Raw genomic sequence first — 22,749 nt, 5'->3', positions numbered from 1 at the left:
TTTCTAATTTACGGGTATATTTACAAGATGAAAAAGGGTTTATTATTGCTTTTCTTGGCCTTGAGCGCGGGTACTTTTAGCGCCTGTGTGAATGAATCCTCGAGTGATCGTTTAGAGCAGGAGCAGATGGCTCAGGTTTTGGCAGATATTCACATAGATGAAGCTATCATCCAAAACTTGCACGTGGGCAATACCGACACCTCACTGGTCTTATATCATGAATTATCTCAGCAGACGTTGAAAAAACGTGGACTAGATTCGATGCAGGTAGCGAAAAGTTATGGATCCTATGTGAAAGACCCAGCTGCCTTTATCAAATTATATACCCGAGTAAATGAGATTATTGAAGAGCGCCAGAAAAATACGGCGGTTAAAAATACCGCGGTTAAAAAAGCCGCAGCTAAAAAACCATGAGAAAGCTTCTTCTATTATTATTGTGTGTAAATCTATTTTCTATGGCACAATCACCTGTTATTCAAGGGCATAGGGGCTGTAGAGGCTTGTATCCAGAAAACTCACTACCCGCTTTTAAACACGCCTTAGAGATGGGAGTGACCGTACTCGAAATGGATGTTTGCCTGTCTTCGGATGGCCAGGTATATGTTTCGCACGAACCCTATATGAATCCGTTGTATGCCTCGTTTTCGGATGGGCGTCCGGTGACCGATGCATCCATTAATTTATACCAAAAAACGTACAGCGAAATCAAACCCTTCGACGTAGGATCTCGTGGCAACAAGCTTTTTCCAGAACAAGTACGCGTATCGACCTATAAACCATTGCTTTCAGAGGTTTTAGCCCTAGGGGAAGCCTTTGCACGCAAGACAGGACGTCAGATTTTTTATAATATCGAAATCAAATCCGAACCCTCCGAATATGGAATCTCCCAGCCGGCGACGGTGAAAGAATTTTCGGACCGCGTTTGGTCGGTGATTGCTGGGCAGATTTCGCCTTCCGTTTTGATCTTGCAGAGTTTCGATTTTGCGATTTTGCAATACTGGAATAAGGCGATTCATAAAGGCCGTATTTCTGCCTTAGTGGAGAAAGAGTCGCCGGAGCAGATGCTTTCGGCGTTAGGATTTGTACCCGATATTTTTAGTCCATCGCATCGGTTTTTAACAAAAGAGCAGATTGATTTTTGTCACGCGCGTCACATACAAGTTATACCTTGGACAATCAACACGACGGCAGAGATGCAGAAATTTAGTGATTGGCAAGTGGATGGAATCATCACCGATTACCCGAATCGTGCTCCTCAATTCTTAAAGCCCTAAACATGTCCTTGTTTAATGAGACCTTGTTGTGGTTTATGAAGCGGAGGATGCCGCGGATCGAGGGGATTTACGAACGACCTTTGGAATTACAAGACCAGATGCTGCAAGGCCTGTTGACGCATGGGCGCTCGACGGAATGGGGCGTTAAGCACGGGTATAAGGAAATTAGCGATTACGAGAAATTCAAGCAACAAGTACCTATTTCTACCTACGAGGAGATCTTTCCTTACATCGATCGAATGATGCAAGGCGAGCAAAATATTTTGTGGGATACGCCCATTAACTGGTTTTCGAAGTCTTCTGGGACGACGAATGCGCGGAGTAAATTTATTCCCGTTTCGAAGGAATCGCTGGAGGAATGCCACATGATGGGGGGGAAGGATATGATTACGTTGCTGATTCAGAATAAGCCCGATACGAAGATTTTCGAAGGGAAGGGTTTGTCGATTGGTGGAAGTCTGTCTGAGAATCCGGTGAATTCGAGTATGTTGATGGGGGATGTGTCGGCGGTGGTGATGAAGAATCTGCCTATTTGGGCTCAGATGATTCGCACGCCTTCGCTCGATGTGGCGCTGATGGGGGATTGGGATCAGAAGATCGAGAAGATGGCGCTGGAGACCTCGAAGGAGAATGTGACGAGTATTCTGGGCGTTCCTACTTGGACGCTGGTGTTGATTGAGAAGATTTTAGAGATTACCGGTAAGAAGTCGATTCTGGAGGTGTGGGAGAATTTTGAGTTTATGATTCACGGGGCGGTGGCTTTTGGGCCTTATCGGGAGTTATTTAAGAACCAAATATTCCCCTCGTCTCAGGTTGGATTTTTAGAGATATACAATGCGTCGGAAGGTTTTTTTGGGATTCAAGATGATCTTTCCAAACCGGATGAGATGCTCCTGATGCTCGATTATGGCATTTTTTATGAGTTCATTCCGATGAACGACGAGGGAGAGGAGGCTGATACGATTGTGACGTTGGAACAGGTGGCCGTAGGCGTAAACTACGCCATGGTTATTTCTACGAACGCGGGCTTGTGGCGCTACAAGATCGGAGATACCGTGAAGTTCACCTCCCTGAGTCCTTATCGCATCAAGATTTCCGGACGGACAAAGCACTTTATCAACGCCTTCGGCGAGGAGCTGATCATCGAGAATGCAGAGACGGCCGTCGCGCGCGCTTGCGCCGCGACGCAGGCAGAGATCAAGGATTATACGGCAGGTCCGGTCTTTATGAATGAAGGCAAAACGGGTTGCCACGAATGGATTATTGAATTTTCAAAAGCCCCAAAAGATTTTCGTACCTTTGCACAGATTTTAGACCAAACGCTACGCGAGCAAAACTCGGATTACGATGCGAAAAGGTCTTATGATTTAGTGCTTGGCCCACCTTTAATCCATATCGCCCCAGCCGGAACTTTCCATAACTGGATGCGAGAACGAGGAAAATTAGGAGGCCAGCATAAAGTTCCGAGGTTAAGTAACCACCGGGAATTTTTAGAAGGAGTCAAGGCTCATTTTTAATCAAAACAAGCTATGTCGTTAAAATTAACTATCGAGAATGGTATCAAAGATGCCATGCGTGCGAAAGACGCAGACCGTTTACGTGCTTTACGTGCGATCAAATCAATGATCCTTTTAGAAGAAACTTCAGGCTCTAGCTCTGAGGGATTAAGTACAGATGCAGAAATGAAAATATTAATGAAGGCTGCGAAGCAACGCCGCGATTCATTAGAAGTCTATGTAGCGCAAAATCGCCCTGACTTAGCCGAAAAAGAGCAAGTTGAATTAGCCATCATCGAAGAATTCTTGCCTAAGCAATTGTCTGATGCAGAATTAACGGTGAAAATCACCGAAATCATTGCCTCCGTAGGCGCGACAAGTCCAGCCGATATGGGAAAAGTGATGGGTGTAGCTTCGAAGCAATTAGCGGGTTTAGCAGATGGCAAAGCGATTTCTGCAAAGGTGAATGAATTATTAAAGAAATAAGATTGGAGAAAAAAATTGCCATACGGAATTTAAGTTTTGATCAGCTGAAAGCAGAAATGCTCGCAGCCGGAGAACCTGCATTCCGGGCAAAGCAAGTACACGAATGGATTTGGAAGAAATCAGCGCGCAGTTTCGACGCGATGGGAAACATTCCGAAGACGACGCGCGAGTGGCTTTCGGAGAAATTTTCTTTGCAAATTGTAACCACCGCAGAGGCGCAGATTAGCTCCGATCGCACGATCAAATCTAGCTTCGAATTATTCGATAAAAACCTCATCGAGGGGGTATTAATTCCTACTCGCGAACGCATGACGGCTTGCGTATCTTCTCAAGTCGGTTGCTCCTTAACCTGCAGCTTTTGTGCGACGGGTTATATGGATCGCAAACGAAATCTAGAGTCCTTTGAGATCTATGATCAGGTCGTTTTAATTCGCGATCAGGCACAGGAAAAATACGGTCAGGCGCTGACGAATATTGTTTACATGGGAATGGGCGAACCGCTTTTGAACTATGCGAATGTGTTAAAGTCCGTCGAGCAGATTACGTCCCCGGACGGTTTGGGGATGTCTCCGCGCCGCATTACGGTGTCTACGGCGGGTATCGCAAAGATGATTCAGAAATTAGGCGACGATCAGGTGAAGTTCAATCTAGCACTTTCCCTGCACGCCGCGAATGATACGAAGCGGAACCAGATCATGCCCATTAACGAGAGCAATACCTTGGAGTCACTGAAGGCAGCGCTGTTATACTTCTTCGATAAAACCGGGAATGACATTACCCTCGAATACATCGTTTTTAATAAGTTTAATGATACGATCGAGGACGCTAGAGAATTGTATGAGTTTGCCAAAGGCATCCCATGCAAAATCAACCTCATCGAATACAATCCGATCGCACAATCGACCTTCGTTAATGCGGAGGCAGATGCCATCGCGAAGTTCTCTGCCTATTTAGAAAGCAAACGAATGATCGTGAATATTCGCCGCTCCCGCGGACGCGATATTGACGCGGCTTGTGGTCAACTAGCCGGCAAAAAAGCTCCAGCAGATGCCTAATACAATGTTTCCTATCTTCTTGAAAATGGATCAAATCCAGACTTTGGTCGTGGGAGGAGGGAATGTGGCTTTGGAAAAAGCATCTGCGATTTTACGCAATTCGCCGGAGGCAAAATTGACGCTTGTAGCGCCTTTTTTCCGCCCAGAAACGTTAGAGTATTTACAAGATTTTCCCCACGTTCATATATTAACCCGCGGTTTTCAGCCGACTGATTTAGAAGGGCTAGACTTGATTATCTGTGCTACTGATTCACCTGTATTACAAGCAGAAATAAAAGCCTTAGCAGCTGCGCAGCATTTGCTTTGCAACGTAGCAGATACGCCTCCTTTATGTGATTTTTACTTGGGGTCGATCGTCCAAAAAGGGGATTTGAAGATTGCGATTTCCACGAATGGGAAATCGCCTACTTTGGCCAAAAGAATCAGAGCCTTCCTCGAAGACGTGATCCCTGAAGACATCCAAACCTCCCTCGATCAATTAGAGGCTGCCCGCAAAACTTTAAAGGGTGACTTTCAAGAGAAAATTACCCAATTGAATGAATTGACGAAGAATTTGATTTTTCCTAAGAAAGATTAATCGTCGATCTTAGCTGTCTCCAGCGTAGGTACCAAGGTATAAATAATCACCCAAGCGATCATGTACGCACTTCCGCACAGTAGGAAGATGATGTTATATCCGTCGTTGATATTGCCTAATAATTTATACTTGTCTAGTAAAGATCCCACGATCATTGGGAAGAAAATACCGCCCACAGATCCAGCCATTCCACCGATTCCGATGACAGAACTTACCGCTTTCTTAGGGAACATATCTGTCGCGATCGAGTAAATATTTGCGCTCCAAGCCTGGTGAGCCGCAGCTGCTAGGGAAATCAACCCTACCGCCTGCCAGATATTATCGCAATAACGCGCTAACATGATAGGCACCACCGCGATGGCGAAACTGAACATGGACCATTTACGTGCTTTGAAAGATGGCCAGCCTTTGTTAATCAAATAACCTGACAGCCAACCGCCTCCAATACTACCAATCGTCGTCGCCGTATACACGATGATTAATTCTAAACTAGGCTTCTTCAAGTCTAATTGGAAGCGCTCAGAGAAGTAGGATGGTAACCAGAATAGGAAGAACCACCAGATCGGATCCGTAAACATTTTGCCAAAAAAGAAGGCCCAAGTCTGCTTGAATCCAAATAACTTAGCCCAGCGCACGGGCGTTACATTATCATCTTTCGCCTCCATATCTGCGTGGATATAGTCGAATTCAGCTTTAGATAAAGATTTGTGCTTAGAAGGCACTTCATAATAGAACCACCAGAAAATTAACCAAATAAACCCGATTGCCCCCGTTGCGATAAATGCCATTTCCCAACCATAAGCACCTAAAATCCAGGGCACCAAAATGGGAGCAGCCACCGCACCGATGTTCGCTCCCGAATTAAATATACCTGTTGCCAGCGCCCGCTCGTTTTTTGGGAACCATTCTGCCACCGTCTTTATCGCTGCCGGAAAGTTTCCTGCCTCGCCTAGACCTAATAAACCGCGCATAAACGCAAAGCTCATCGTGCCTGTGGCTAAAGCATGCATCATCGCCGCGATACTCCAAACTACGATCGATATCGAATAGCCTAACTTGGTTCCGATGCGATCAATAATGCCGCCAAAACCCAATAAACTAATCGCATAAGCCGCTTGGAAAGCAATAACAATATTTGAATAATCAGTCTCAGACCAATCAAATTCTTTTTCTAAAACCGGCTTTAATAATCCAATTACCTGTCGATCTAAGTAGTTAATCGTCGTCGCGAAAAATAGCAAAGCGCATATTTTCCAGCGGTACTTTCCAATTGTTTCCATATTATAGTTCGTGATAGGTTTTGATCAGATTAGCGATCGTGTTTGATATAGAGGTATAGTCTTGTTTTTGAATTAATTCGGCTGGGAATAATTGAGAACCCAAACCTACGGCTGCAGCACCTGCGCCAAACCAAGATTGTAGACTTTCGCGGTTGGGTTCAACACCACCAGTGACCATAATTTTGGTCTTCGGCATCGGTCCTTGAATTGCTTTCACGAAAGCAGGTCCTACCACATTGCCTGGGAAAATCTTCACGTATTTTGCCCCTAAAATTTCCGCGTTACGAATTTCTGTTAAGGTCATCGTTCCTGGCATCCAGGGGATGTTATGTTTCGCGCAAATTTCGCCAACCTCAGGTGTCGTAAATGGTTGTAACATAAAATCAGCTCCCATTTCAATGAATTCGCTCGCCTGTTTCGCATCGTAAATGGTACCGATTCCAAGCACTAAATCTGGGCATTCTTTCTCGCAGAAGTCGATTAATTTCGCAAAAATGGCTGGTGCCGCTTCGCCGCGGTTCGTGAATTCAAAAACGCGAATTCCACCATCGTAGCAGGCTTTAAGCACGTTTTGGGCGATCGTTTGATCGGCATTGAAAAATAAAGGGACGATGGGCGTTTCCGCTAATCGTGAGTACACTACATCTGCTGAATTTCTAGCCATTTTTATCGTTTTAATCGTCCTGTAATATCACCGGCCATCACGGTCTGAATCTCGTCTATAGTAGACAAATTAATATCTCCTTCGATCGTGTGTTTTAAGGCGGATGCAGCCACTCCAAAAGCCAAAGACTTAGCCTCATCGCCTAAAACGAGGTTTCCGTAAATATATCCAGCCATAAAAGCATCCCCACCGCCGATGCGGTCAACGATTTGGGAGATTTCTACCGTTTCGGATTTGATGACTTTTTTGCCATCGAAAGACGTCGCTGACAAGTTATTTTGAGAGGCAGAAATTTGTCCTCGTTTCGTATTAATAATCTTCTTAATGTTCGGAAAACGCTCCTTAATCTGGATACAGATATCGTGCCATCCACTTTTCTGAGAACCGTTGGGAACGATGTCTAATATATCTTCCGCATCGCCTTTTCCACACACGATAATGTCGCATTGCGCGATTAAATCGGGCATTACTTCTTTAACGGATTTACCATATTGCCAAAGGTTCTTTCGGTAATTCACATCCGCCGAAATCGTCAAGCCTTGTGCTTTTGCTTCTTTCAAAGCTGCTCTTAAGGCAGTCGCAGCTGCTTCCGAAATGGCCGGCGTTATACCCGTCCAATGAAACCATCCTGCTCCTGTGAATATTTCTTTCCAATTAAAATCCGCTGGGTTTAAATTAGCAAAAGCTGAATCAGCGCGGTCATAAGTCACTTTGCTCGGACGCATCGCTGCCCCAAACTCCACAAAATACAAACCTAATCTGCCCTCTTGGTAAACGGTATGGGACATATCCACCCCTACCTGACGGTAGTATCCTGCCGCCGCCTTTCCTAATTCGTTGTTTGGGAAACAAGTCACATGTTCCGCCGGAAAACCGATATGGGCTAATCCTCCCGCCACGTTCGCCTCGCCACCACCGTAGGTGATGTTGAGTGATTGAGCTTGAGTAATTCGACCGTAGCCTGCCGGGCTTAAACGCCCCATGATTTCGCCAAAAGTGATAACCTTCTTCATTAATTCTCGAAATTAAAAAATCCTGCCGCGTTAGTATAAGAAATGTCTTCCACCAGTTTGCCTAACCAAGCGATATCCGCCGGCAATTCACCGTTTTCCACATCCGCGCCTAGTAAATTACATAAGATTCTTCTAAAATACTCATGGCGAGGGAAGGAAAGGAAACTTCTCGAGTCTGTTAACATCCCCACGAAGTGACTTAGCATACCTATATTGGATAGGGCATTGATCTGCTTTTCCATGCCGTCTTTTTGGTCTAAAAACCACCAGCTTGACCCAAATTGCATCTTTCCTACGATTGTCCCATCTTGGAAATTACCCGTCATTGTAGCTAATAATTCGTTATCGCGCGGGTTTAAATTATACAATATCGTCTTCGCTAATTGATTCGTAGAATCTAAATGATTTAAGAATTTCGACAAAGGTCTCGCCTGCTCAAAATCCCCGATCGAATCAAATCCCGTATCAGGCCCTAAAGCACCTAATAGTCGGTCGTTATTATTGCGAATAGCCCCTAGGTGGAACTGTTGTGTCCAGCCTTTGGCATGATCTAAATGTGCAAAATAAACTAGCATCGCCGATTTGAATTGCACTTTCTCCTTTTGATTAATCGTTTTTCCCGTCATTAAACGCTCGAAAATGTGTGCAATTTCTTGCTCACTATATTCATCCGCGTAAATCTGTTCTAATCCGTGATCGCTTAATCGGCAACCCACCGAATGGAAAAAATCGTGTCTCGCAGCGATTGCCTTTTTATAATCTGCTAAGGTATGAATCTCCATTTCAGCCGCCTTCGCTACAGCGTTTACATATTCTACAAATACGATCTCGTCATCCACACCCATCGCCTTATCTGGACGGAAGGTAGGCAAGACCTTGATAGAGAATCCACTTGCCTTGATTTGTGAATGGTAGGCCAAATTGTCGATCGGATCATCCGTCGTACAAAGGGCCTTCACGTTCATCTTTAACAAAAGGTTGCGCACAGAAAATTCTTTAGTACGCAATAAGGCATTGCACTGATCGTAGATGCGCTTTCCGCTTTCTGCATTCAATAATTCTGTAATCCCGAAATAGCGCTGCAACTCCAAATGCGTCCAGTGATAAAGTGGGTTTCGCATCGTATAAGGCACGGTTTCAGCCCATTTCAAGAATTTCTCCTCGTCCGATGCATTCCCTGTGATGTATTTCTCATTAACCCCATGTGCTCGCATCGCGCGCCATTTGTAGTGGTCGCCGGCTAGCCAGATTTGGGTGATGTTATCAAATTGCTTGTCTTCCGCAATCTGCTGTGGGATCAAATGATTGTGGTAATCAATAATGGGCATTTTTGCCGCATATTGATGGTACAAAGTCTGCGCCGTCTCGGACTGCAATAAAAAATCTTTATCTAAAAACGCTTTCATAGTATGTGGGTTAATCTATTCAGTAGACAGTAGTCAGTATCCAGTAGTCAGTAGCCAGTAGTCAGTCCGGAGGGAATGAGTCCGGAGGAATCATTTATCATTTACCATTCACCACTTACCATTTTCTCCTTTATGCTTTGTGCTCTATTCTTTATGCTTTAAATCGATACTCTCTACTCTCTTATCTATACTCTCTCAAAGGTACTTAGCAACTCCTTCCATAAACCCCGGAACCTTCGTTAAATCCGTGCCCCAAAGATCCGTGTCAGACAGCACTTTATTCAAGTCAAAATCTTTCCATGCCTCGTAAAAATACGGTGCATAGTCGCATTGGATTGGATAAGCCTCCCCATTGCTTTCGCCATAATACTTTCCATTTTCCTCTTTCACCGCCTGCATAAACTGTAAATAGGCCGCGAATCCCATGCAGAAAAGCTCGGGTGCTTTGCCAAAGTTTTGGGCATAATTAATCAACAACGGCACATTACGCATCCGCATTTTCGTCGTATACTGTACCGTAATGTCGATCAATTTATGGTTAATATACGGATTGCGGAAACGGTCTAACACCGAACGTCCGAAGCGATCCGCTACCTTGAAATCCATCTTATACGGGATGCCCAGCGCTAATTCGCTCAGCATTAAATTCATAATCAATTTGCTCAAATAGCCATTTGCCATCACATCTTTCACCAGACGGAAACCCAATAAATAGGACATGCCGCAAAGCAGGGTGTGGGTTCCATTCAACAAGCGCAATTTCAATTCGCGGTAGATTTCGATGTCTTCTGCGATGATCACGCCTTTATCTGCTGAAGCAAAGGAAAGCACGTCTTTTACTTTTTTACTTCCCTGAATCGCCCAAAGGCTATACGCCTCCGAGATAATCAGTAAAGAGTCATCGTAACCTAATTGTGCACATATCTCGGCATTAGTCGCCGCATCCGGGCTACCGGGCACGATGCGATCCACTAATGAATTACAGAAGTGATTTGCTGTTTCTAACCAAGAAACAAACTCAGCAGAAAGACCGTGGTCTGCCGCTAATTTCAAGACGATGCCTTTTAATACATCGCCGTTATTGATAATTAATTCAGTGGGCACGATCACCATTCCTGATGTAGCAGAACCTTGGAAATGCGTGAAACGCGCGTGTAAGAAAGCCAATAATTTAGCTGGGAATGAGGCTGGGCAACCATTCGCAATCGGGTCATTCGCCACATAGCTGATGCCCACTTCTGTCGTATTCGAAAGGACGATTTGCATGTCCTCACTTTTCGCACATTTGATAATTTTATCCCAATCCTTGGAAGCGGTAATCGTTCTCGAGATGGAGGAATTAAGGATATTTTCTTCTTTCGCTACGCCATCTTCGATTCCCTTAATGCAGTGGGTGTACAATCCATCTTGTTCGTCGAAGGCATCTGCGCCGCCTTTCGTGGTAGATTTCACAACTACTACGCGACCTTTGAAAATACCTTGGCGGTTCGCTTTGTCGATATAAAAATCGCAAAGTCCACGTTGCAAAACGCCAGTCCCAAACTGCACTACTTTCTCCGGATACGTAAAAACCTCCGGCGAAGGAATTTGTAAAGGAATGCTTGAATGTAGTTTGCCTGACTCCAGGAATTTTTTCGATAAGCGCATAGTAATAGTAATTTCACTTAAAAGGCACAAATCCCGTCTTTTTACCTGATTTTCAAGCAAAAAAATGGGATTAAATGATCTAAAACGTTTACGCTTCGCCTATGGGGCCGTTATAATTCATAGGGAATTGAAAACCAGAGGAGTCGCCCTCTTTCATAATCGGACCAAAAGCCTCTTCATACTTCTGAATATTCTCTTGTAGCGCTTGCATTAGACGATACGCGTGGTCTGGAGTCATTACTACTCTAGACTTCACTTTCGCCTTCGGTAGGCCTGGTAGGATGCGAATAAAGTCCATTACGAATTCTGATGGGCTGTGCGCAATGAGTGCTAAATTCACATAATGTCCTTCCGCCATTTCTTCTGGAAGCTCGATATTTAATTGATTTTCTTCTGTGGGGTTTTCCATATTTTTTTTGGTATAAAAAATAAACCCCCGAACTTAAGAAAAGCCGGGGGTCTATTCAAATGAATCTACAAATTAGTTTGCAGCCTCTACTTTTTCTTTCGCTTCTGCGATCTCAGCAGCTTCCTTCTTCGCTTCCAAAGCTCTCAATTCATCTTTCGATGTAACGATGATGTCTTTGTAACGACGAAGACCTGTACCTGCCGGTATCAAGTGACCTACGATAACGTTCTCTTTCAAGCCCTCTAAGGTATCCACTTTCGCGCGAATTGACGCCTCAGAAAGTACTTTCGTAGTTTCCTGGAACGACGCAGCGGAGATGAATGATTCAGTTCCTAACGACGCTTGTGTGATACCTTGTAAGTTCGACGAAGAAACGGCTGCTTGCGCATCACGCACCTTCATTAACTTCAAGTCTCTACGCTTTAACGAAGAGTTCTCATCACGTAAAGCACGAGAAGAAAGAATCATACCTGCTTTGTATTTTTCAGATTCGCCCGCATCAGTGATCACTTTCTGATCTAAGATCAAGTCGTTCTCGTGACGGAATACGAAACGATCTACGTTTTGACCTTGTAAGAATTGTGTATCACCTGGCTCTAGGATCTGTACTTTTTGCATCATTTGGCGAACGATACACTCGATGTGCTTATCATTGATCTTCACACCTTGTAGACGGTAAACGTCTTGGATTTCGTTCACTAAATATTCTTGTACTGCCGTAGGTCCTTTGATCTTTAAGATATCTGAAGGCGTAATAGCACCATCAGATAAAGGAGAACCCGCACGTACGAAGTCATTATTTTGTACTAAGATCAAACGAGTCAAAGGCACTAAGTAACGACGCTCGATTCCCTCTTTAGGTGTCACGATAATCTCCCGATTACCACGCTTAATCACACCGTAAGAAATAACCCCATCAATCTCAGTTACAACCGCTGGGTTAGAAGGGTTACGCGCTTCGAATAATTCCGTTACACGTGGTAGACCTCCCGTAATGTCACGCGTTTTACCTGCTGCACGAGGAATCTTAGCGATAATTTGACCCGCTTTGATTTTATCTCCTTCGTTGATGGCTAAACGAGCACCTACTGGAACGTTATATACTAAATCTTCTTTACCTTTTGCTTTCACTAATACAGATGGGTTCTTCGTCTTATCTTTCGATTCTACAATAACCTTCTCACGCATACCCGTTTGCTCATCCGCTTCCTCTTTGTAGGTATTGTTTTCTTCGATTGCTTCGAATTCAATTTTACCTTCAGCCTCAGAAAGGATTACCGCATTGTATGGATCCCAAGCACAGATTTCATCTCCTTTTTTCACTGCTTGGCCTTCCTTAACACGTAAGAATGAACCATAAGGAATGTTAGAAGAGATCAATATTTGTTTATTTGCTGGATTCACAATTTGAATCTCACCAGAACGACCCATCACAATTTCAACTGGACTACCGTCCGCATCGGTAGAGCTTACAGAACGAACCTCTTCGAAGTTAACTACTCCGTCAAATTTCGCTTTTACGCTCGCATCTAAAGAAACGTTTTGTGCTGTACCACCTACGTGGAACGTACGTAATGTTAACTGTGTACCTGGCTCACCAATGGATTGAGAGGCGATTACACCTACTGCTTCTCCTAAGTTCACCATCGCTGCTGTCGCTAAGTTACGTCCGTAACATTTCGCACAAACACCGCTTAAAGTCTCACAAGTTAATACCGAACGAATTTCTACTGATTCGATCGCTGTCTCATCAATTTTATTCGCTACTATTTCAGTGATTTCATCGCCTGAAGCAACGATTAATTCATTTGTGATCGGATCATATACATCGTGAATAGAAACACGACCTAAGATACGTTCCGATAATGGTTCAATGATCTCCTCGTTGTCTTTCAATGGGAAAACTTCAATACCACGAAGGGTACCGCAATCGTCCTCATTTACAATAACATCTTGAGCTACATCATGTAGACGACGTGTCAAGTAACCCGCATCGGCTGTTTTCAAGGCAGTATCTGCCAAACCTTTACGCGCACCGTGAGTCGAGATAAAGTACTCTAATACGTCAAGACCTTCTTTAAAGTTTGAAAGGATCGGGTTTTCGATGATTTCACCAATAGAACCTTGTAAGTTCTTCTGAGGCTTCGCCATCAAACCACGCATACCACCTAGTTGACGAATTTGCTCACGAGAACCACGGGCTCCGGAGTGCATCATCATGTAGATCGCGTTAAATCCTTGGTTGTCTTCCTCCATCTGCTTCATTAGCGTCTCGGTAATTTTCGAGTTCACTTTTGTCCAGATATCAATAACTGCGTTGTAACGCTCGTTATCTGTGATTAGACCCATTAAGTAGTTGTCCCAAACCGCTTGAACATCTTCCTGTGCTTTCTTCACTAATGAAGCCTTCTCAGCAGGAATTTGAACATCGCCAATACCCATCGATAAACCACCGTGGAAGGCTTGTTGGAAACCTAATTCTTTAATATCATCTAAGAATTGAGCCGTACGAGCCATACCACAGATCTTGTGAACATGTGAGATGATTTGTTGTAACTTCTTCTTCGTCAATAACTCATTAATGTAACCTACTGCCTCAGGAACACATAAGTTGAATAATACTCGGCCAGCAACAGTTTCCACCATTTCTTCTACCAATGTACCATCTTCCTTACGTACCGTAGCTTTCACTACGATGTTCGCGTGCTTCGATAATTTCTTCTCGTTCAAGGCGATAACAACCTCCTCAAATCCGTAGAAACGACGTCCTTCTCCTTCTACTTTGTGGTCAGGAGTTGTCTTACGACCTTTCGTTACATAATATAAACCTAACACCATGTCCTGAGATGGTACCGTAATAGGGGCACCATTCGCTGGGTTCAAGATGTTATGAGATGCAAGCATTAATAGAGAGGCTTCCAAAATCGCTTCATGTCCTAGTGGAACGTGAACCGCCATCTGGTCACCATCAAAATCGGCGTTAAATGCCGTACAAGTTAATGGGTGCAATTGGATTGCTTTTCCTTCGATTAATTTCGGTTGGAAAGCTTGGATACCTAAACGGTGAAGGGTAGGAGCACGGTTTAAAAGGATTGGATGTCCTTTCATTACGTTTTCTAAAATATCCCAAACCACTGGATCCTTACGATCAACAATTTTCTTCGCAGACTTAACCGTCTTTACAATACCACGTTCGATCAACTTACGGATAACAAACGGCTTGAATAATTCAGCTGCCATATCCTTCGGAAGACCACACTCGTGCATTTTCAATTCTGGACCTACCACGATAACAGAACGACCTGAATAATCGACACGCTTACCTAATAAGTTTTGACGGAAACGACCTTGCTTACCTTTCAACATATCAGAAAGGGATTTCAAGGCACGGTTACCTTCAGAACGAACCGCATTTACTTTACGTGAGTTGTCAAATAAGCTATCTACAGCCTCTTGCAACATCCGCTTCTCATTACGTAAGATTACCTCTGGCGCTTTGATCTCGATCAAACGCTTCAAACGGTTGTTACGGATAATCACACGACGGTATAGATCGTTCAAATCAGATGTCGCAAAACGACCTCCATCTAATGGCACTAAAGGACGTAATTCTGGTGGAATTACGGGGACCATTTTGATGATCATCCACTCTGGACGGTTATCGATACGACCGATCGACTCACGGAATGCTTCTACCACCTTTAAACGCTTCAAGGCTTCAGCCTTACGTTGTTGAGATGATTCTGTATCCGCAGAGTGACGTAAGTCAGCCGATAAGCTGTTTAATTCGATGCGTGACAATAACATATTTAACGCGTCAGCACCCATTTTCGCGATGAATTTCTGTGGATCTTCATCAGGTAAATGTTGGTTCTCGCGCGGTAATTTGTCTAAGATATCTAAGTACTCGTCTTCTGTTAAGAAATCAAGGTATTGGCTACCAATCTTTCCTTCTTCCGCGTACATACCTGCTTGAACTACCACAAATCGCTCGTAATAGATCACTTGGTCTAATTTCTTAGTAGATAGACCTAGCATGTAACCGATTTTATTCGGTAAGCTACGGAAGTACCAAATGTGTGCTACGGGAACCACTAATTCGATGTGGCCCATACGCTCACGACGTACTTTTTTCTCGGTTACTTCTACACCACAGCGATCGCAAATGATGCCTTTGTAACGTATACGCTTGTATTTACCGCAGTGACACTCCCAATCCTTCGTAGGACCGAAGATACGCTCGCAAAACAAACCACCCATTTCGGGTTTGTAGGTACGGTAGTTGATGGTTTCCGGTTGTGTTACCTCCCCGTTAGACCCCTCTAAGATGGACTCTGGAGAGGCAAGGGAAATGGTTACTTTTTGGAAATCGCTATTCAGCTTTCTAGTCTTTTTAAATGACATTTTCTTTGTATTTTATTGGAAAATGAACTCTTTTTTTTAGGGCCAAAGCCCAATGGTTTTTATTCAAGGGTGATTTCAAGGGCTAAACCTCTCAATTCATGAATCAATACATTGAATGATTCTGGAATGTTCGGCTTAGGCATATTCTCCCCTTTCACAATCGCTTCATAAGCTTTAGCGCGACCGATGACATCATCAGACTTCACAGTTAAGATCTCTTGCAAGATATTCGCTGCTCCGAAGGCCTCTAATGCCCAAACCTCCATCTCACCAAAACGCTGACCACCGAATTGAGCTTTACCACCCAATGGTTGTTGCGTAATTAATGAGTAAGGTCCGATCGAACGTGCGTGCATCTTATCATCGACTAAGTGACCCAGTTTCAACATATAGATGATACCTACAGTCACCGGTTGATCAAATTTATCACCCGTTAAACCATTGTATAAATACGTACGACCCCAGTCTGGTAAGCCTGCTAATGTTAATTCAGCAGCTACCTCTGCTTCAGTTCCACCGTCGAAAATAGGCGTAGCGTAACGCTTACCTAATTTTTGACCAGCCCAACCTAATACGGTCTCGTAAATTTGTCCTAAGTTCATACGAGATGGTACGCCTAGTGGATTCAATACGATATCTACTGGTGTTCCATCTTCTAAGAATGGCATATCTTCTTCACGAACGATACGGGCAACTATACCCTTATTACCGTGACGACCCGCCATCTTATCACCCACTTTTAACTTACGTTTCTTAGCTACATACACCTTCGCTAATTTCACGATACCTGCAGGCAATTCATCACCTACCTCTAACACAAAACGCTCACGCTTGAAATTTCCAGCGATTTCGTTACGACGAACGTGGAAACTCTTAATTAAGGCTAAGAAAGTCGCGTTAGTCGCTGCATCCGCAGTAGCGTCCTCTACGATCAAATCTGAAAGTAAATTCGCTTCTTCTGGAACTGCATACGTTGACTCATCGCGGTATAAGTTTTTATCTGGGAATAATAATTCTTCGATGTTTTTCGCAGTGAATTTAACTCCCTTCTCTACGATCACTGTACCAAACTTGTGACGGATACCACCACACGTTTTTCCAGCTAATAAAGTAACGGTCTTATCGATCATGATTTTACGCACGTCTAATAAGTCTTTACCGTATTGCTTCATTACTTTCTTCAATTCAGCTTTCGATTTATCACGTTCTTCTTTATCCTTTTTAGGACGAGCGAACAATTTCGTATCGATTACCACCCCTTTTAATGACGGCGGCGCTTTCTTCGAAGCATCTTTTACATCACCTGCTTTGTCACCAAAGATGGCACGTAATAATTTCTCTTCTGGAGTTGGATCAGATTCTCCTTTTGGCGTAATCTTACCAATCAAGATATCTCCTTCTTTCACCTCTGAACCTACACGAACAACACCGTTCTCATCTAGGTTACGAACTGTCTCTTCTGAAACGTTCGGGATCTCTGAAGTTAATTCCTCCTCACCACGTTTCGTATCACGCACCTCTAATTCGAATTCCTCAATGTGGATCGAAGTAAAGATATCGTCACGAACTACTTTCTCCGACATCACAATCGCATCCTCAAAGTTATAACCTTGCCATGGCATGAACGCCACTTTCATGTTACGACCTAAAGCTAGCTCACCTGCTTGAGTTGCATAACCCTCGCAAAGCGCTTGACCATTCACCACTTTTTGTCCTTTGAAGACAATTGGCTTTAAGTTAATCGTTGTATCCTGGTTCGTTCTACGGAACTTGATTAATTTGTATTCTTTAGTAGAACCGTGGAAGCTCACTAATTTTTGCTCTTCTGTTTGATCGTAGTTAACAACGATTTTCAAGGCATCTACATATTCGATAACCCCGCTACCTTCTGCTACTACTAATGTGCGAGAGTCAATCGCCACGCGGTGCTCTAAACCTGTACCTACGATAGGCGCTTCTGGGCGCAATAAAGGCACAGCTTGGCGCTGCATGTTCGATCCCATCAAGGCACGGTTCGCATCATCATGCTCTAAGAAAGGAATCATAGAAGCAGCAACGGATACGATTTGGTTAGGAGCAACGTCCATATATTGTGCGTCCGCTGGATTCACTAAAGGGAAGTCACCTTCAAAACGTGCCTTCACACGCTCCGATAAGAATTTACCCGTTTTGTCAATCTGTGCATTCGCTTGAACGATGTTCATTCCATCTTCTTCTTCTGCCGTTAAATACGAAACAGTCGTAGACGTATCTACTTTACCTGATTCGATTAGACGGTAAGGAGTTTCAATGAAGCCCATTCCGTTTACTTTCGCGTGCACACAAAGAGATGAAATCAAACCGATGTTCGGTCCCTCTGGTGTTTCAATCGTACAAAGACGACCGTAGTGCGTATAGTGAACGTCACGAACCTCGAAACCAGCTCTTTCGCGAGAAAGACCACCTGGCCCTAGTGCAGACATACGACGCTTGTGCGTGATCTCGGCTAATGGATTTGTTTGGTCCATAAACTGAGATAACTGATTCGTTCCAAAGAACGAGTTAATCACAGACGATAAGGTACGTGCATTAATTAAATCTACTGGCTTAAAGTCCTCGTTATCACGAACGTTCATACGTTCTTTGATCGTACGAGCCATACGTGCTAAACCTACGCCGAACTGAGCATATAATTGCTCACCCACCGTACGTACACGACGGTTAGACAAGTGGTCAATATCATCGACAACCGCGCGAGAGTTGATCAAACCGATCAAATACTTCACGATAGAAATGATATCTTCCTTAGTCAACACCTTAATATCCATCGGGATATCGTGGCCTAATTTTTTATTGATACGGTAACGACCTACTTCGCCTAAATCATAACGCTTATCCGAGAAGAACAAGTTTTGGATGATATCACGTGCCGTTTGCTCATCTGGAGCATCCGTATTACGTAATTGCTTGTAGATAACTTCTACCGCCTCTTTTTCCGAGTTGGATGTATCTTTTTGTAATGTATTGTAGATGATGTTGTAATCTGATACGTTCACATCGTCTTTGTGCAAGATGATCGTGCTTGATCCTGATTCCAAAATCGTCTCGATCTCGTTCTCCGTAATAACGGTATCACGCTCGATCAAGATTTCGTTACGGTCGATAGAAACTACCTCACCTGTATCTTCATCTACGAAGTCTTCCTGCCACGTTTTCAAAACCCTCGCAGCTAAGCGACGTCCTACCGTAGTTTTCAAGTTTTTCTTGTCCACCTTCATTTCTTCAGCTAGGCCAAATAAATCAAGGATGTCCTTGTCATTACCATAACCAATCGCACGAAGCAATACAGTCACTGGGAATTTCTTTTTACGGTCGATGTACGCATACATCACATTGTTAACGTCCGTTGCAAACTCAATCCAAGAACCCTTGAATGGAATGATACGAGCCGAATACAATTTAGTTCCATTCGTATGCTTCGATTGCGCGAAGAATACACCTGGCGAACGGTGCAACTGAGAAACGATGACACGCTCAGCACCATTGATCACGAATGATCCACGCTCTGTCATGTAAGGGATGTTTCCTAAGAATACTTCCTGTTCGATGGTTTGGAAATCCTCGTTGTCTGTATCATTACAGATCAAGCGTAATTTCGCTTTTAAAGGTACTGAATACGTTAAACCGCGGTCGATACACTCATCTACCGAATATTTCGGCGGATCTACAGAGTAGTCAACGAACGACAAAACGAAATTTTCCCGCGAATCCGCGATTGGAAAATTCTCAGCAAACACTTTAAATAAACCTTCGTCAGTACGATTCTCGGCAGCTGTTTCTAGCTGGAAAAAATCCTGAAAGGATTTGATTTGGATATCCAGAAAATCTGGATAATCGATCACAGACTGCGTTTTTGCAAAGCTGTGTCTTCCGGTGGCAGTGATGTTACTCAAGGCTATATACGTTTTAAATTAAATGAATAAGGGCCCTTAGGGCACAATTTAAAGCTGAAATGCCTCGTAGATGAAAAATGATTCCCCTTTGCGTTTCCCCTACGATAAAGGAATTGTGTTTCAGAAATCATTTCTTTTTGGATAGGTCCGTAGACTTGTACCCTAAAATAGCCTGCAAAGGTACTGATAATTTTTTGAGATGCAAGGGAGGTGTGGGATTTTTGTTTGAGATTGCCTTGTAATTAAAGAATAGAGCATAAAGCACAAAGAATAAAGTTGGAGTCGCCGTAGGCGATGCTTTTATGAAGTGTTGTGGTCTGCCTTTCTATAACAACGAAAATGGGGCTTCAGCATCATTTTTAACCAACTTTATTCTTTGTGCTTTAAAATCATCCACTAATGAAAAATAAGATCCACTATTACCTCCGCTTCACCCTCGCCTACACACACGATGAGATGAAAGGGATTATTGTTCTCTTCTTTATGATGGGCATCTATGTGGTCTATTATATAGGAAGCGAGTACTATAGTAAAGAGCAGCAAAGGTTGGAATTTAATCCGGTGGTTTGGGAGGCGAATTATAAGGAGATTAGTCCGAAGTCCGGAGGGTTTAAGTCCGGAGGGAATGAGTCCGGAGGCTATAAGTCCGGAGGCCGGCGGAAAGCTTGGGTCGACTATGGGAGCCATAAGTCCGGAGGGAAAGAGTCAGGAGGCCACAGGAGGCAGCAGGCGATTGATATCAATACCGCGGACTCGGCGGCTTGGGTCGCCTTGAACGGGATTGGTCCTGGTTTTGCCAAAAGGATCATCACCTATCGGGAGAAATTGGGTGGGTTTTACCAGGTGGATCAATTGAAGGAGGTCTATGGCCTGGACTCGGTTTGGGTAAAAGAAAATAAGGCCTTATTAAAGGTAGGAGCAGGAGTTTATCGATTTTTGAAAATTAATCAGGTGGAATGGAAAGATTTCAAGCACCCGTATTTGCCCTATGGTCAGTCGAAGGTGGTTTTGGCCTACAGAAAACAGCATGGTCCGCTGAAGGATTTCGAATCATTGCAGCAAATACAATTACTAGATCAGGTGGCGTGGAGGCGATTGAAACCTTACCTCAGCTTCGATGCTCCATTGCAGGCACCTTGATAATAAGTAGAAAACCCGTAATTTAGTATCCTATTTAATACACATCAACGAAACAATATGTCCTCAGGAGTTTTTCAAGTTCCTACACCTGTGAATGAGCCGATTTTACAATACGGCGCGAATTCAGCGGAACGCATAAAATTAAAGCAAGCCCTTACTGGTTTGCGGAATCAGCAAATCGATGTGCACATGCGTATCGCGGGTCGTTCTGTGAAGGGGGCCAAAAAAGTTGCCATGACTTGCCCGCACGATCACCAACATATATTAGGGCATTATTACGAAGGAGGAAAAGCAGAGGTTGCTCAGGCGATTGATGCGGCTTTGGCGGCTAGATCCGCTTGGTCATCGATGCCTTGGGAGGAACGCGCAGCGATATTTTTGAAGGCGGCTGATCTTTCGGCGACTAAATATAGAATGCAATTAAATGCGCGCACGATGTTAGGCCAATCGAAGAATGCCTACCAGGCGGAAATTGATGCGGCCTGTGAGTGGATTGATTTCTTACGTTTTAACGTGCATTATGCACAACAAATTTATAGCCAACAGCCCATTTCTTCTCCGGGTGTATGGAATCGCTTGGAATACCGTCCTTTAGAGGGCTTCGTTTATGCCTTGACTCCCTTTAATTTCACGGCGATTGCGGGGAATTTACCAGCGGCGCCGGCATTGATGGGGAATACGGTCGTTTGGAAACCGTCGCCTACGCAGGTCTATTCGGCGGGATTATTGATGGATATTTTAGAGGAGGCAGGTTTGCCGGCTGGAGTTATTAATTTAGTGTTAGCGGATGGCCCGGAAGCGGGAGAAGTGGTGTTTGCTCACCGGGATTTTGCGGGAATTCACTTTACGGGATCGACAGGTGTGTTTCAGACGATTTGGAAGAATATAGGCCAAAACATCGCCAACTATAAATCGTATCCTCGAATTGTAGGCGAAACCGGTGGAAAGGACTTCGTTGTAGCCCATTCTTCCGCAGATCCACAAGCTTTAACGACCGGTTTAATCCGTGGTGCCTTTGAATACCAAGGCCAAAAATGTTCCGCCGCCTCGCGTGCCTACGTTCCAGCCTCTTTATGGCCAGCCGTAGAAGCACAATTGAAAACAGATTTAGCCGCCATCAAAATGGGCGGCACGGAAGATTTCGAAAACTTCGTGAACGCAGTAATCGACGCGAAAGCCTTCGCCAAAATCACCTCTTATATAAGTGAAGCAAAAAAATCTCCTGAAGTCACCATCGTTTCCGGCGGTAACTTCGACGACTCAAAAGGATATTTCGTGGAGCCTACCGTGCTATTAACCACGAACCCGACTTACCGCACGATGGTGGAAGAGATTTTTGGACCCGTTCTAACGATCTATGTATACAAAGATGCTGCCTGGAAGGAAACGCTCGCTTTAGTGGATTCGACTTCGGCCTACGCTTTAACCGGGGCTATTTTCGCTCAAGATAAATATGCGATGCTCGAGGCGATGAAGGTGTTGGAAAATGCCGCAGGGAATTTGTATTTAAATGATAAGTGTACGGGAGCCGTGGTGGGCCAGCAGCCTTTCGGCGGTGCGCGCGCCTCTGGAACGAATGATAAAGCGGGGTCTTATTTGAATTTATTACGCTGGGTTTCGCCGCGTACGGTGAAGGAAGTCTTCGTTTCTCCTACGGATTTTAGGTACCCATTCTTAGAAAAGTAATAATCTTATTATTGCCAAATAAAGTCCAAATCCTCGCAGAATTAATTTTTGCGAGGATTTTTTCATTTTTTATTTTATTTGTTCTCTTTGATTTTCAGTGTTTTAGGCAATTCTTCTTAAAAAGTTTCACAGGCATACTTGCGTTTAAAGAATTAATCCTACATCTTTGCACTCCCAATCGCTAGGAACAGAAGGTTTCTAGGGCAAGACTGAGAGTAAATCGAGTGATTAGATTCACACCAGAGCGGGTTGCTTTGGACGGTTTATTGGAGGTACAAGA

16 protein-coding genes are annotated in these 22,749 nt (G+C 44.0%); 8 read left to right on the top strand and 8 right to left on the bottom strand.

The features are described 5' to 3' along the window. Positions 1 to 27: 27 nt before the first annotated feature. The 6 genes from ACST13_RS03630 to ACST13_RS03605 are packed head-to-tail and all read left to right on the top strand — an operon-like array spanning position 28 to position 4,888. Complete coding sequence (locus ACST13_RS03630) at positions 28 to 414, top strand: DUF4296 domain-containing protein (protein WP_459521862.1); 387 nt, start codon at positions 28 to 30, stop codon at positions 412 to 414. Between the two features lie 41 nt (positions 415 to 455). Continuing rightward, on the top strand, positions 456 to 1,274 hold the full coding sequence (locus ACST13_RS03625) for a glycerophosphodiester phosphodiesterase family protein (RefSeq protein ID WP_459521861.1): 819 nt from the start codon (positions 456 to 458) through the stop codon (positions 1,272 to 1,274). Between the two features lie 2 nt (positions 1,275 to 1,276). Further along, positions 1,277 to 2,791, top strand: coding sequence for a GH3 auxin-responsive promoter family protein (locus tag ACST13_RS03620; RefSeq protein ID WP_459521860.1), 1,515 nt, complete (start codon positions 1,277 to 1,279; stop codon positions 2,789 to 2,791). Positions 2,792 to 2,803: 12 nt separating this feature from the next. Continuing rightward, positions 2,804 to 3,256: a GatB/YqeY domain-containing protein gene (locus ACST13_RS03615; protein WP_459521859.1), complete on the top strand. Its 453-nt coding sequence runs from the start codon at positions 2,804 to 2,806 to the stop codon at positions 3,254 to 3,256. A gap of 56 nt (positions 3,257 to 3,312) precedes the next feature. Next, positions 3,313 to 4,311: a dual-specificity RNA methyltransferase RlmN gene (gene rlmN / locus ACST13_RS03610; protein ID WP_459522133.1), complete on the top strand. Its 999-nt coding sequence runs from the start codon at positions 3,313 to 3,315 to the stop codon at positions 4,309 to 4,311. Beyond that, on the top strand, positions 4,304 to 4,888 hold the full coding sequence (locus ACST13_RS03605; RefSeq protein ID WP_459521858.1) for a precorrin-2 dehydrogenase/sirohydrochlorin ferrochelatase family protein: 585 nt from the start codon (positions 4,304 to 4,306) through the stop codon (positions 4,886 to 4,888). Before rlmN ends, ACST13_RS03605 begins: the two co-directional genes overlap by 8 nt. Here the strand turns inward: ACST13_RS03605 and ACST13_RS03600 are convergent. The 8 genes from ACST13_RS03600 to rpoB all read right to left on the bottom strand — a co-directional run bounded on the left by ACST13_RS03600 (position 4,885) and on the right by rpoB (position 19,643). Further along, the gene (locus ACST13_RS03600; protein ID WP_459521857.1) at positions 4,885 to 6,168 is read right to left on the bottom strand and encodes an MFS transporter; all 1,284 of its coding nucleotides are present in this window, start codon (positions 6,166 to 6,168) and stop codon (positions 4,885 to 4,887) included. The genes ACST13_RS03605 and ACST13_RS03600 overlap by 4 nt on opposite strands. Position 6,169: 1 nt before the next feature. Continuing rightward, a complete protein-coding gene (locus ACST13_RS03595) occupies positions 6,170 to 6,832 on the bottom strand; it encodes a bifunctional 4-hydroxy-2-oxoglutarate aldolase/2-dehydro-3-deoxy-phosphogluconate aldolase (RefSeq protein ID WP_459521856.1) in 663 nt (220 codons plus the stop codon). A 2-nt stretch (positions 6,833 to 6,834) separates the two neighbouring features. Continuing rightward, positions 6,835 to 7,845, bottom strand: a complete 1,011-nt coding sequence (locus tag ACST13_RS03590; protein ID WP_459521855.1) for a PfkB family carbohydrate kinase — start codon at positions 7,843 to 7,845, stop codon at positions 6,835 to 6,837. Then, positions 7,845 to 9,251, bottom strand: a complete 1,407-nt coding sequence (gene uxaC, locus ACST13_RS03585) for a glucuronate isomerase (protein ID WP_459521854.1) — start codon at positions 9,249 to 9,251, stop codon at positions 7,845 to 7,847. Before uxaC ends, ACST13_RS03590 begins: the two co-directional genes overlap by 1 nt. A 195-nt stretch (positions 9,252 to 9,446) precedes the next feature. Continuing rightward, complete coding sequence (locus ACST13_RS03580) at positions 9,447 to 10,898, bottom strand: tagaturonate reductase (protein WP_459521853.1); 1,452 nt, start codon at positions 10,896 to 10,898, stop codon at positions 9,447 to 9,449. Positions 10,899 to 10,986: 88 nt separating this feature from the next. After that, positions 10,987 to 11,307, bottom strand: coding sequence for a DUF3467 domain-containing protein (locus ACST13_RS03575; RefSeq protein ID WP_459521852.1), 321 nt, complete (start codon positions 11,305 to 11,307; stop codon positions 10,987 to 10,989). A 72-nt stretch (positions 11,308 to 11,379) separates the two neighbouring features. Beyond that, positions 11,380 to 15,711, bottom strand: coding sequence for a DNA-directed RNA polymerase subunit beta' (gene rpoC / locus ACST13_RS03570; protein ID WP_459521851.1), 4,332 nt, complete (start codon positions 15,709 to 15,711; stop codon positions 11,380 to 11,382). A gap of 59 nt (positions 15,712 to 15,770) precedes the next feature. Continuing rightward, positions 15,771 to 19,643 (bottom strand): DNA-directed RNA polymerase subunit beta, encoded by a 3,873-nt coding sequence (gene rpoB / locus ACST13_RS03565; protein WP_459521850.1) that lies wholly within the window; start codon positions 19,641 to 19,643, stop codon positions 15,771 to 15,773. A 399-nt stretch (positions 19,644 to 20,042) separates the two neighbouring features. Between rpoB and ACST13_RS03560 the strand changes: the two genes are divergently transcribed. After that, positions 20,043 to 20,783: a helix-hairpin-helix domain-containing protein gene (locus tag ACST13_RS03560; RefSeq protein ID WP_459521849.1), complete on the top strand. Its 741-nt coding sequence runs from the start codon at positions 20,043 to 20,045 to the stop codon at positions 20,781 to 20,783. A 57-nt stretch (positions 20,784 to 20,840) separates the two neighbouring features. Continuing rightward, a complete protein-coding gene (pruA, locus tag ACST13_RS03555) occupies positions 20,841 to 22,469 on the top strand; it encodes an L-glutamate gamma-semialdehyde dehydrogenase (RefSeq protein WP_459521848.1) in 1,629 nt (542 codons plus the stop codon). Positions 22,470 to 22,749: the final 280 nt, after the last annotated feature.

It is taken from the genome of Aquirufa sp. A-Brett2-W8 (genome assembly GCF_054558755.1).
This window is presented reverse-complemented; position numbering and strand designations above follow the sequence as displayed.